Origin of the sequence: Occallatibacter sp. (assembly GCF_035317045.1) — a bacterium.
Classification (GTDB): domain Bacteria; phylum Acidobacteriota; class Terriglobia; order Terriglobales; family Acidobacteriaceae; genus Telmatobacter.
Genome location: NZ_DATHHT010000004.1, coordinates 162,746 through 175,296, shown reverse-complemented (window position 1 = coordinate 175,296; position 12,551 = coordinate 162,746). Strand labels below are relative to the sequence as shown.

Annotated in this window: 11 protein-coding genes; 4 read left to right on the top strand and 7 right to left on the bottom strand. The window is 60.0% G+C overall.

The features are described from left to right. Window positions 1–14: 14 nt before the first annotated feature. From yidD to rpmH, 3 genes are all read right to left on the bottom strand, one after another. The gene (yidD, locus tag VK574_RS02335; protein WP_472798194.1) at window positions 15–281 is read right to left on the bottom strand and encodes a membrane protein insertion efficiency factor YidD; all 267 of its coding nucleotides are present in this window, start codon (window positions 279–281) and stop codon (window positions 15–17) included. Beyond that, the gene (gene rnpA, locus VK574_RS02330) at window positions 278–751 is read right to left on the bottom strand and encodes a ribonuclease P protein component (RefSeq protein WP_472798193.1); all 474 of its coding nucleotides are present in this window, start codon (window positions 749–751) and stop codon (window positions 278–280) included. Before rnpA ends, yidD begins: the two co-directional genes overlap by 4 nt. A gap of 228 nt (window positions 752–979) precedes the next feature. Further along, on the bottom strand, window positions 980–1,135 hold the full coding sequence (rpmH, locus tag VK574_RS02325) for a 50S ribosomal protein L34 (RefSeq protein WP_472798192.1): 156 nt from the start codon (window positions 1,133–1,135) through the stop codon (window positions 980–982). Window positions 1,136–1,719: 584 nt separating this feature from the next. On the opposite strand from rpmH, the gene dnaA reads away from it, so the two are divergent. Beyond that, a complete protein-coding gene (dnaA, locus tag VK574_RS02320; protein ID WP_472798191.1) occupies window positions 1,720–3,117 on the top strand; it encodes a chromosomal replication initiator protein DnaA in 1,398 nt (465 codons plus the stop codon). A gap of 227 nt (window positions 3,118–3,344) precedes the next feature. On the opposite strand, the gene VK574_RS02315 is transcribed toward dnaA, so the two are convergent. From VK574_RS02315 to VK574_RS02300, 4 genes are all read right to left on the bottom strand, one after another. Beyond that, on the bottom strand, window positions 3,345–3,746 hold the full coding sequence (locus tag VK574_RS02315) for a VOC family protein (RefSeq protein ID WP_472798190.1): 402 nt from the start codon (window positions 3,744–3,746) through the stop codon (window positions 3,345–3,347). Window positions 3,747–3,789: 43 nt separating this feature from the next. Continuing rightward, entirely contained in the window at window positions 3,790–4,884 is a 1,095-nt protein-coding gene (locus tag VK574_RS02310; protein ID WP_472798189.1) for a nucleoside hydrolase, read from the bottom strand. A gap of 24 nt (window positions 4,885–4,908) precedes the next feature. Continuing rightward, window positions 4,909–5,517 carry a Jag family protein gene (locus VK574_RS02305; protein WP_472798188.1) on the bottom strand — a complete coding sequence of 203 codons (609 nt, stop codon included), beginning with the start codon at window positions 5,515–5,517 and terminating at the stop codon, window positions 4,909–4,911. 77 nt (window positions 5,518–5,594) lie between these two features. Beyond that, window positions 5,595–6,581, bottom strand: coding sequence for an aldo/keto reductase (locus VK574_RS02300; RefSeq protein ID WP_472798187.1), 987 nt, complete (start codon window positions 6,579–6,581; stop codon window positions 5,595–5,597). A gap of 83 nt (window positions 6,582–6,664) precedes the next feature. Here VK574_RS02300 and VK574_RS02295 point away from each other — a divergent pair, with 83 nt between their 5' ends. The 3 genes from VK574_RS02295 to VK574_RS02285 all read left to right on the top strand — a co-directional run bounded on the left by VK574_RS02295 (window position 6,665) and on the right by VK574_RS02285 (window position 12,544). Then, on the top strand, window positions 6,665–8,095 hold the full coding sequence (locus VK574_RS02295) for a TolC family protein (RefSeq protein WP_472798186.1): 1,431 nt from the start codon (window positions 6,665–6,667) through the stop codon (window positions 8,093–8,095). Between the two features lie 70 nt (window positions 8,096–8,165). After that, on the top strand, window positions 8,166–9,431 hold the full coding sequence (locus tag VK574_RS02290) for an efflux RND transporter periplasmic adaptor subunit (RefSeq protein WP_472798185.1): 1,266 nt from the start codon (window positions 8,166–8,168) through the stop codon (window positions 9,429–9,431). Then, on the top strand, window positions 9,431–12,544 hold the full coding sequence (locus tag VK574_RS02285; RefSeq protein ID WP_472798184.1) for an efflux RND transporter permease subunit: 3,114 nt from the start codon (window positions 9,431–9,433) through the stop codon (window positions 12,542–12,544). The genes VK574_RS02290 and VK574_RS02285 overlap by 1 nt, the downstream gene beginning before the upstream one ends. The last annotated feature ends 7 nt before the right edge of the window (window positions 12,545–12,551 follow it).

The window sequence follows — 12,551 nt, the reverse complement described above, 5'->3', positions numbered from 1 at the left end:
GGGAGCCGCTCCTTCTATGGTAATGGTTCGTGCGGCGGATGCGTTGCGTGTCGTATGGGCGGCACGGAATCGAGGCCCCCGCGGCTGAATGGATGGCAGTGCAGAAGCCGCCAGAGCGCAAGTCCCGTGCCGCGGACAGGGCCGTGCGTTGCGATCGCGATGGATGCGTACTCCGAGCAGGTGGGCACAAAACGGCATCCGCCACCGGAACCGAGCGAGTGCAGCGCCGGGGAAAGCCAGCGGCGGTAGAACGCGAGCATGGCAAGAAGGACGCGCGTCATCGAACGGGCTCTGTCTTGCCGGAACGCGGAGAGTGAGTCGGGTTTGCGCGGGCCTGTTCGGCATTTGCCTGCTGGAGAATACGCACAATCTCGGCATCAAGTTTCGTGAATTCGAGCGTCAGCACGGTCCGGTGTGGATGCAGGATCAGGTCGCAGCCGGCCGGTAACTGGCCAACATGCCGCCGAAGCACATCGCGCAGCCGCCGCTTCATCCGATTGCGCTCGTGCGCCGGACCAAGCACCTTGCCCACCGTAAGTCCGACGCGCGGAGCCGACACCTCGGATTGCGGCGCCAGGAACCAGCTCATCGAAGCGGAACGGTGTTTGCGGCCTTGAGCATACACATGCTGGTAGTCCGCGTGCTTGCGCAGCCGCGACCCCGCCAGAGACTCGCGGACCTTAGGCGCAGCAGCCGCGACGCACGACGTCGGCGCAACGGAATCCTGCTCAGGCTTGATGGAGATGCTCATCGCAAAACTGAAAGGAATTCGGCCAGAGGATGGTAGGCTCTGGAACGTGCTCCAGCCGAAACAACACGGCGGGAAGAACTTAGAGCGATTCTCCAATTACTATTTGGCATCTTTAGTTCGCAGAAGGTGGCTTTTGCTTCCACCCCAGAGACGAAGACCTGTCGCCGGGGACCCCGGTAAGTGAAAAGCCGCTTGGCAGTATCGCATTACATCAATTGGAGAACCGCTTTAGTCGCGAAAACCGGCGCTGACTGAGACGCGCTTACGACCTATGGCGCGGCGACGGCTCAGCACGGCTGCTCCCGACTTGGTCTTCATACGTGAGCGAAAGCCATGCGTCTTCGAGCGGTGACGCCGGTTGGGTTGAAATGTGCGCTTGGGCATAAAAATGCGCTCCTGTTTCCTGTCTGAAATCTTCGCCTGAACGGCAAGTATTAAGTATATCGGAGGTTGGCCCCGGAAGCCAGCGGGGCGACTCCACGCTGGTAATCAGGGGACTCGATGTGAGGAGCGTCGATGCGGAAGGACTCCGGCAAAGCTTGCCGATGCGGATCACCGAAAACGCGACGCGCGAGTCTGGCATCCAATCCAGACAGAGCTCGATGAAAGCAATAATTGAGTAGAATTTTGCGTTCGAAGCGCGAGAATTTTGATCGTGTGTGTTCTGTTTCACCGTGTGTGGTGCAACCTTCTGCATGTTCCCAAAAGTTATGTGAAAGAGGCATTGCAACACACCCCAAATGTGCTACCATCGGGACCGTTCAAGAAAGTTTCCGAGCGTCCCACGGAGTGAAGTTCAACCCGTGCCTCGCAGTATTATTCCGAGGCAGACCAACGGCCATCAGGCATGTTCTCAAAACGCGAATGTGGGTGAGCAACGGCTCTCTCACTGCGTGAGCCATTGTCTCAACCGCGCGGGCTGAAAATTACACGGCAGTAGACAGGTGGCGCCGGCAAGGACTCGCTCGATGGCATTCGCAATTTCGCCGGCTTCGGCTCTCAATCCCTGGCTGCAGATTCTCGCAGCCCTGGAAAAGAAGGTTATCCGCCAGTCGTTTGAGACGTGGCTGAAACCGACCCGCTTCAGCCATGCCAATGGCCGCACACTCTTTGTTCGCGTTCCGTCCAAAGAGTTTCAACACATCGGTGACAAGTATGGCGACCTGATCCAGGAAGCCATCGACCTCCAGTCGCTCGAGTTCGACGACGTGGAATTCGTCACCGTGGAAGAGGATCCGTCGATGCCTCCGCAGCGCAGGGATGGCGGCTTCGGCCCCTTGCCCGCGCATGCACCGACCGCGCCCTCATTGCGTACACCCGAGCAGACGCGCTTCGACTGGTCCACAGCGGCGCAGCTCAATCCGCGCTACACCTTCGACGCCTTCGTGATTGGCAACGGCAACCAGTTTGCCCGCGCGGCCTCACTGGCCGTTGCAGAGCGTCCCTCGCGCGCCTACAATCCCCTCTTCCTGTATGGCGGCGTGGGTATGGGCAAGACCCACCTGATGCACGCCATCGGCCACGAGGTGAAGCGCAGGCAGCCGTCGGCAAGCATCTGTTACGTCTCCGCGGAAAAGTTTACCAACGAGATGATCACCTCGCTGCGCAACGATCGCATGACCAGCTTCCGTGATCGCTTCCGCACCGTCGACGTACTCCTCATCGACGACATTCAGTTCATCGCGCAGAAAGAGCGGACGCAGGAAGAGTTCTTCCATACGTTCAACGCTCTGCACGAGAGCATGAAGCAGATCGTGATCGCTTCGGACCGTCCGCCCAAGGAACTGGCCGAAATTGAAGACCGGTTGCGCTCGCGCTTCGAGTGGGGTTTGATCGCCGACATTCAGCCGCCCGATCTCGAAACGAAAGTTGCCATCCTGCAGAAGAAGGCCGAGAACGAACAAGTACAGCTGCCAACGGATGTGGCGCTGTTCATCGCTTCCAACGTTCGCACCAATGTGCGCGAACTCGAAGGCGCGATGACCCGGCTGGTCGCCTGGTGCAACCTGAACCGCACTGAGATCACGCTGGCAACCACGCAGCAGTGCCTCAAACAGTTCATTGACATGCAGGTGCGCAAGATCACGATCGAGTCGATCCAGCGCGCTGTCGCCGAGCAGTTTGGCATGAAGGTGAGCGACCTGAAGCAGAAGAACAACTCCCGCAACGTCGTTGTGCCGCGGCAGATCGCCATGTATCTCGCCAAGCAGATGACCGAAGCAAGCCTGCCGGAAATCGGCCGCCAGTTCGGCAATAAGCACCACACCACGGTGATGCACTCCATCGGCAAAATCGATGAATTGCGCCGCACCGACAAGGACCTGCACCGCACGCTGAATAAATTGCAGGAACAGTTGAACGGGTAAAAAGCAGATCAGAGGCCAGTGACCAGAAGGCCGCGCATAGCGCGGCCTTTCTATATGCGGCGGGAGACTTGCTTCCTCTCAACGGCTGTCATTCCGAACGGACCCGGAACGTCAGTGAAGGGGTAGTGGAGGAACCTGCAGTTGCTTTTCGCTTCCCGGCCGCTCAAGAAGCGATCGCTTTCGCGGGTGCCCCATGTCTCGATTTTGAGACTCGGGATATCTGAGATTTACGCGGATCGAAACTCCGTCACGCTTAGCACATTCCCATCCGGATCCTTGAACCAAGCTACCCGCGCGCCACTCGGCGAGTTCCAGATGCCGCGTGGATCGCCATCGTTCACTCCCTTGTAACGATTGAACACAACGCCTGCGCTGACGAGACGATCAACCGTCCCTTCAATGTCGTCGACATCCCAACCAAGCACGGTAAACGAATCGGGCTTCAGTTCAGGCACCGTAGTTACGCGCAGCATCGTTCCGTTCGCGTCGAAGACCAGCGCAAACGGCTTCTCATCCGCCACAAGACGCAGCCCGAGTACGCCTTCATAAAATGCTCGCGCCCTTTCAGGATCGATGGTGGGCGCAAATGCGACCAGCTTCTGACCACCGAGAATTGAATCTGCCGCCATTCGCCACCCCCAGGCGGATCGCAATCCGCAGAGGAATCCTACCCTATCGCGACATTAACTCGATAAACAACTTCAGGAAGCGTGGAAGATCGAGATCGAGTTGAGCGTGAACAAGACGCACGCCGGTTTGCGGCTTCAGTTTCTCGGTCCACGTGAGCGTATCACCATAGCTCGGTCCGTGGCTCAGGTCGATGTCCATATACTCAACCGTCTCTTTCGTAATAATGGTCGGATCGAGCCATGCGCAGGCTGCCAACTCATCCCACAGGTAGTAGCGATTCTGACTCCATGCTGCGATGTACTTCGCCGTGGGCGACTGCGATTTGGAAATCTCATCGAGCATTTCTTGTGTGAATGGCGCCTTGATGGAGACGTCCACGGTCGTCACGTCGATGCGCGGCCACGCAGCGCGCAGCACGATGTGCGCGGCTTCCGGATCAAACCAGAAGTTGAATTCGTGCCGCGGGCTAGTCGCGAATTCCGGATCATCGGTCTGCGGATTCAAGCTGCCCCCCATGATCACGATGCCCTCCGTCAGCTCTGCAAAATCAGGATCGATTGAGACAGCCAGCGCGATATTGGTCAGCGGACCAGCCGCATAAATCGTTACCTGGTGCGGATGCGCATGCACTTGGCGAATGAGAAAATGCGCCGCATCTTCGTCGATCGGCTTAAGCGCGGGCATGCCCTCGGGCAGCGGTGGAATCGCATAAGGACCATGCTTGTCGAGCTTATCGGGCGCAATCGGAATGACGCCGCCTTTGCCCTCGACGAGCGTCATCGGCCCCTGTCCCCACGCGCCCAGCCAGGTCACCTTGCCGTCGATTGCCGACGAGAGCAGCGTCTCGCACTCCGTGCGCACCAGCGGATAAACCGCGCCTTTGGCGACGGCAATGTTGGAGTGGCCCGTCAATTCGAGCATGCGCAGCGTGTGCAGCGTCTCTTCATCGCGCCAGGCATTCCCGGTCACCATGGTGATGCCGAGTACCTCGACCTGCGGCGCCTGCAGCAGCACGAGCATCGCCATCTGGTTCGATCCGCCCGGGCCGGAGCCGTCCTGGTCAATGAGGACCAGCCGCTTTTGCGCGGAGCACACAAGCGCCGCGAAGGCAATCAGCAGAGAAATTGCAGTCTTCATTTTTCCGTATTCTGACCCATCGGCCTACCGCCGCCGATCGCGTCCCCCGCGATCCCGATCACGGCCGCCACGCTCGCGCCCACCGCCGCGATCGAAGCTCTGAGGCCTGGTGGGGGGCGTCACGGGCAGATCGGTCTTGCCGGCGGGAAAGACCGCGAGAAAACGATCCTGTCCCTCGCCGGAGCTTGCCGTCTCCACGCCTTCGATATCGCGGAAGGACATATGCAGCAGACGTCGCTCGCGGCTATTCATGGGTGCAAAGGCAAAGGGCACTCCAGTGCGGATGACCTTGTCGGCGGCCACTTCGGCCTGGAGGCGCAATTCCTGCGCGCGCAGTGCCTTGAAGTTGCCCGCATCGAAGCTGACCAGGTCGTTCTCGCGCTGCTCCAGGCGCAGCATTTGCGCGGCAATTGTTTCAAGCGCCCTCAGCAGTTCGCCATTGTGCTGCGTCACCAGCGGAACATCCGGTCCGCCCAGTTCCACATAGATCTGCCGCGCCTCCAGTCCTTGCGGATCGCGCGCGCCGTCTCCCGCGGTAATACGATATTTCAATCGCATTCCGCCAAGCTTGTTAAGGGAAGCAAGAAATCCGGCAATTTTCTGTGCAGCCTGCTGCAGGTCGTCGATTGGCATAACGATTTAGTATCGCAGAATTGGCCGGGGTGGCGGGTGCGGAATTCTTCGACGCCGGGCACACACTGCAACCTTGCTCAAACTTTGCGTACCAGCGGCGTCAGATACTCCGGCCCCACCGGATCTGTAACACTTTCGGCGACAATGCGATCAATCTCTTCTATCGTATTCGTATCCAGCCGCCAGCCCATCACGCCCGCAACCGCGTCAAGCTGATCGGGCCGCTTGGCTCCCCACAGGGCCACGGAAATGCCCGGCCGGTCCAGGACCCATCGCACCGACAACTGCGCAACCGATTTGCCGAAGCGAGTCCGGGCCAGCACCGTCAACCGCTCGACTGCTGTCATATATTGACCGAACCTCGGCTCCTGAAACTTGGGATCGACGGCGCGAATGTCTCCGGCCTCAAATGTCATGCCGCGACGCACACGCCCGCCCAGCATGCTGCGGCAAAGCGAACTGTAGGTGAGCACCCCCACATTGTTCGCCGCGCACCACGGCAGGGTTTCGGGATCGATATCACGCTCGAAGATGTTGTAAGGCGGCTGGTCCGAGGCCAATGGAACAACACTGCGAAACTCCTCCATCTGCGCCACGCTGAAATTGCTGACGCCGAGTGCGCGCACCTTGCCTTCTCGTTGGAATCCCGAGAGAATGCCGGCAACTTCGGCCATGGGCACGAGCGTGTCGGGCCAATGGATCTGATACAGGTCGATGTAGTCGGTGCCGAGACGGCGCAGGCTGTCCTCAATCTCCCGCCGCAGCCGTGCCGGCGTAGAGTTGGCAAACACCCCTCGCTCGTTCCACTCGAGGCCCGCCTTGGTGGCAATAAAGAATGCATCGCGACGGCCATGCGCGCGCATGACCTTGCAGACGATCTCCTCGGCGCGGCCGCGACCGTAGATCGGCGCCGTGTCGATGAGGTTGATGCCGCGTTCAACGGCGCTCAAACAGGTTGCAATCGCCGCATCCTCGGCCACCGCACCCCACTCTGAACCGCCGATGGCCCAGGTTCCCAGGCCGATACGAGAAACTTCAGCCCCCGCAACTTTCGTGGTTTCCATGCAAAAACATCTTAAGCGCGCAAGGCGACACAGCTGTCAACAAATGCATCGGTTTCATGCAGGGCTAAGGTGAAATTAAGGTTATGTCGCTATCCTGTCTTCCTGTGCAGATCGGTCCCCATCCCTATCGCGGTCCTAAACGTGCCGCTCTCTCTCGAATACTGTGCGCCTCTCTTCTCGCCGCATTCGCTCTCTCTACAGTTGCAACATCGGCGCAGACCACGGTGCAAGCCGCCCAACCGGACTCTGCTTCAACCGCACAGCCGGTCCTGATCACGCTGGATGAGGCCTTGAAGCGGGCGCAATCCAGCGAGCCAACTTATGCCACGGCGCTGGCCGACAGCAAGGTCGCCGGCCTCGATCGCGGCATCGCCCGCGCCGGCTTGCTGCCCAGCGTCACCTATCAGAACCAGGCTCTCTACACCCAGCCCAACGGTCTCACCAACCAGGCGGGCCAGGGCGTCAGCGCGCAGCCTTCGCCAATCTTCATAGCGAACAACGCGGTTCGCGAATACGCCAGCCAAGCCGTCATCAACGAAGATATTGGACTGGCGCAGATCTCGGGCCTGCGCCGCGCCGATGCCGCCGCGGCTGTTGCCTCTGCCGAGTTGGAGATCGCACGTCGCGGGCTCGTTTCCACCGTTACCGGCCTCTATTACGGACTTGCCGCCGCAAATAAAAAACTCGCCATTGCTGAACGCGCCAAAGCAGAGGCCGATGACTTCGTGAAGCTCACCGGCCAGCGAGAACAGGTACGCGAAGCCGCGCATGCCGACACCGTGAAGGCGCAGCTCGAGCAGCAACAGCGTGACCGCGATCTCTCTGACGCAAAAATCAACGCCGACAAGGCTCGCCTTGAACTGGCCGTGCTGCTCTTCCCTGATCCGCGCACGCGTTACTCCATCAGCGTGCCCGATGCTCCGCGGCCCTTGGCATCCCGTGCGGACGTCGACCAGCTCGCCGCCAAAAACAACGCCGAACTCAAGAGTGCGCTGGCCACTGTCCGCGTGAGCGACGCGGATGTTCTGTCGGCGCGCGCCGCGTATCTGCCTGGCCTCGGCCTCAACTACACCTACGGCATCGACGCACCGCAGTTCGCCGTGAAGGGGCCCGAAGGGGTAAATAATCTGGGCTATTCCGCTTCGATCACACTCGATATTCCCGTGTGGGACTGGCTCGCCACAGAGCACAAGGTGAAGCAGAACGAGATCAGGCGCGATGCGGCCAAGGTGGCGCTCACGGCAACACAGCGCCGGCTCATCGCCCAACTCGATGAAGCTTACGCCGAAGCCCAGGCCGCGCGTGATCAGCTCGCTTCGCTCGACTTGAGCGTTTCGACTGCCGGCGAAAGCCTGCGCCTTACCAGGCTGCGTTACACCGGCGGCGAATCCACTGTGCTCGAAGTTGTCGATGCACAAACAGCGTTCATCACGACGCAGAATGCGCGTGAAGACGGGCGCGTCCGTTACGAATCGGCGCTGGCAGCATTGCAAACTCTGACGGGAACCATGTGAACCCATGAACGAAGCGTTTCGAATCACTGACCCTCTTCACGGCAACAGCAGGAATACTGTTGCTCGGCATATGCACGAGCTTTTTTTCCTTGTTCTGATCACGACACTGCTGGCAGCGGGCTGCAAGAAAGAAGAGGCGCCCGCTACGGAAATCACAGTGCAGGCCGAGCATCCTGAGCAGGGATCGATCTCGGACCACATCACCGCCGACGCCATTCTTGCGCCGCTGGCGCAGGCCGCCATCGTTCCCAAGATCGCCGCTCCGGTTAAAAAGTTCTATGTCCAGCGCGGTGCGCGGGTGAAGGAAGGCGAGCTGCTGGCGGTGCTTGAAAATGCCGATCTCGCTGCCACCGCACAGGACAACAGGGGCTCCTACGAAGCCGCGCAAGCCGCATACGCAACGGCTACCAAGGCGCAGGTGCCTGAAGATGTGCAGAAGGCCGAGCTCGACTACGCGCAGGCCCACGCTAATCTCGATCTGAACACCAGCATCGTGAACAGCCGCAAGCAGCTCTTTGCTGAAGGGGCCATTCCGGGCCGCGATCTTGATACCGCGCAAGCCGCGCTGGTGCAGGCGCAAGCCGCCTACGACACGGCTGCCAAGCATCTTGAGTCCATGCGCAGCGTCAATCGCGACGCAGAGCTGAAGTCGGCGCAGGGCCAGCTCACCTCCGCTGAAGGCAAATACAAGAACGCAACCGCCCAGGTTGGCTACACCGAGATTCGCAGTCCGATCAACGGTTTCGTCACTGACCGGTCACTTTACGCCGGTGAAACTCCGGCCGCGGGCGCACCGCTGATCACTGTAATGGAAACCTCGTCACTGCTCGCCAAGGCTCACATCGCACAGAACCTGGCGCAGCAGATGAAGATCGGCGATGGAGCGTCCCTTGTTGTGCCCGGTATCAAGGATCCCGTGGATGCCAAGGTCACGTTGATCAGTCCCGCTCTCGACCCCGGCAGCACCACGCTCGAAATCTGGCTCAAGGTCGACAACAAAAAGGGCGCGCTCAAAGTCGGCACCCCGGTCAAGGTCTCCATCACCGGAAGGACTGTCGAACAGGCGCTGAAGGTTCCCGTCTCGTCGATCCTCACCGCGCAGGATGGATCGAAGTCCGTAATGGTCGTCGGCACGGATGGCGCCGCACACAAGAAGGCGGTCGAGGTCGGCATCCAGGATGGCGACGACGTTCAAATCACGAAAGGCCTTTCGACAGCCGACATGGTAATCACCAACGGCTCGTATGGACTCGACGAAGGAGCCAAGGTAAAGGTGGGACCCGCCGACGATGACGACGCCAAGCCCGCAGCCGGCAAGGGAGGCGACAAGGACTGATGTCGACCTCTACCCAAGTTCCCGCATCGAAGGACGACGCGTTCTGGCTCTCCCACTTCACTCGGCCGATCTTCTTTTTTGCCGCCGTACTCACGCTCGCGGGAATCTACGCCTCGTTGCAGGTGCCCATCTCCGTCTTTCCCGACACAAATTTCCCGCGTGTTGTGATCGGCATCGACAACGGCGTCATGCCCGTGGAGCAGATGGAAGTCACCATCACGCGGCCGGTTGAGGATGCGGTCAACTCCGTCCCGGGCCTCGTCACCGTGCGTTCCAATACCAGCCGAGGATCGGCCGAAGTGAGCCTGTTCTTCGACTGGAACACCGACATGTTCCAGGCGCTCCAGCTTACCGATGCGGCTCTCGGCAAAGTCGAACAGACACTGCCATCGACCGCGCACATCACCACCAATCGGCTTACCTTTGCCACATTTCCAATTCTCGGCTACAGCCTCACTTCCGACACAGTACCGCAAACACAGCTTTGGGAACTGGCAACCTACGACCTGAAGCCGCCGCTCAATCGGGTTCTCGGTGTCAGCACCGTCACCGTGCAGGGTGGACAGGTGCCGGAGTTTGGCGTGACGCCGAATCTCCCTCTCCTTGCGTCCGATGGCATCACCGTTACCGATCTCGTCAACGCCATCCAGGCCTCGAACATTATCGATTCGCCCGGTCTCTACGAAGCCAATCATCAGTTGATTCTCGGCCTCGTGGGCGCACAGGTGCACGACGTCGAAGGGCTGCGCGAACTCGTCGTGAAGACGACAGCCGCCGGCGCGCCGGTGCGGGTTGCCGACGTTGCAACGGTCGCGCCTTCGACGCTTCCTGTCTACACAACGGTGACGGCGAACGGCAAAAATGCCGTGCTGCTCAACATTGCTCGACAGCCCTCATCCAATACCGTTGCCGTCGCCGACGCAGTAGGTGCGGAAATCGACCAATTGCGACAGAAGGTGCCGCAAGGTGTAAAGCTCGAGCCCTTCTACGACCAGTCGCAACTTGTGCGCGACAGCATCTCCAGCGTGCGCGACGCCATCTTCATCGGGCTCGTACTCGCCTGCATTATCCTTTTTCTTTTCCTGCGCGACTGGACCTCGTCGCTCATCGCGGGCCTCGTTATCCCAGTCACCGTAGCGGTCACAGTCCTCGTACTCTGGGCAATCGGCCAAAGCTTCAACCTGATGACACTCGGTGGACTCGCCGCCGCTATCGGCCTCGTGATCGATGACGCCATTGTCGTCGTCGAGAACATCGTGATGCATCGTGACAACGGCGAACCCCGTGCCAGTGCTGTACGCAAGGCGCTCAGCGAAATCACCGTCCCCCTCATCGGTTCTACCATCACGCCAGTAGTCGTTTTTCTGCCGCTCATCTCCGTCAGCGGCGTGACGGGAAGCTTCTTTCGCGCGTTAGCCATCACGATGGCTGCGTCGCTGCTGACCTCCCTCATGCTGGCGTTGACCTGGACGCCCGGACTCAGCCTCGCACTCCTGCGTGATCGCAGCGGCGATGCACGGGAGCATAAAGAACACACCACCGGCCGCTTTATGGGCCGCGTGCTCAAGGTTCATCATCGCGTGCTCGATTGGGCACTCGCCAAGCCGCTATGGCTCGGCGTCGCGTGCCTGTTGCTCGTGATCGCAACCTATATCGGATATAGGAATCTAGGCTCGGACTTACTGCCGGAAATGGACGAGGGCGGATTCATTCTCGACTACATCATGCCCGCGGGAAGTTCGCTCGCCGAAACCAATCGCGTCCTCCAGCACGTCGAGCGCATCCTGCACGACACACCCGAAGTCGAAAGCACCTCGCGCCGCACCGGCCTGCAAATGGGACTTGCTGCGGTCACCGAAGCTAACACCGGCGACTTCACGGTCAAACTCAAGTCGAAGCGGAGCCGCGCCATCGACGACGTCATGGAGGATGTGCGCCAACAAATCAAATCCACCGAACCCGAACTCGACGTTGAATTCACCCAGGTGCTGCAGGACATGATCAACGATCTATCAAATGCACCTGAGCCCATCCAGATCAAGCTCTTCTCCGACGACGAGGCCATGTTGACGCAACTCGGCCCGAGAGTCGGCGATGCCATCGGCAAGATCCAAGGCGTGGTGGACGTGGAGAACGGCATCGAGAATACCCTCAGCGGACCAGCAACCAACTTCCAGGTCGACCCTACCGTCGCAGCGCGCCTGGGCTTTACACCGACTGAAGTCGCCGAAGATGCAACGTCGATCCTCGACGGCCTGCCAACTAACGATTCACTGATCGCCAACGGCCGCCCGTACACCGTCAGGATTCGACTGGGCGACGACCACCGCAAGTCGCTCGATACCATCGAGAACACGGTCTTCAATAGCGCTTCAGGACACACTGCCACGCTCGGTTCACTCGCAACCATCCAGCAATTGCCGCCGCAAAATGAGATTCACCGCGAAAACCTGCAAAGGATGGTTGTCGTCACCGGGCGCCTCGAAGGCTCAGACCTCGGCACCGCGATGGCCAAAGTACAGCAGACCGTGAAGGGGCTGCATCTGCCGCCCTCTGTCCGCGTCACCTACGGCGGCACCTACGAGGAGCAGCAGAAATCGTTCCACGATCTTCTTAAAGTGCTCCTGCTGGCGCTGGCGCTGGTCTTCGGTGTCCTGCTTGCCGAGTTCCGCAACTTCCCTGCTCCGATTGCCATTCTCACTTCGTCTGTGCTATCGATCTCCGGCGTCATCCTTGCCCTGCTCATCACACGCACCACGTTCAATGTGGCGTCGTTCATGGGATTGATCATGGTGATCGGCATCGTCGCCAAGAACGGTATCCTGCTGCTCGATGCCGACGAGAAGTTTCGTGCCGAAGGCGTTTCCGCCGCCGAAGCCATGATGCACGCCGCGCAGCGCCGCCTGCGGCCCATCGTGATGACCGCCATCGCCGCTGTGTGCGGCATGCTGCCCCTGGCCTTCGCACTCGGCGCAGGATCGCAGATGCTGCAGCCCCTCGCCATCGCCGTAATTGGCGGCCTCGCCGTTTCCATGGTGCTGAGTCTGGTGGTAACGCCCGTCGTCTACTTCCTGCTGACAAAGAACCGCCCACTGCATGAAAAAGCGGCGTGACTACAGT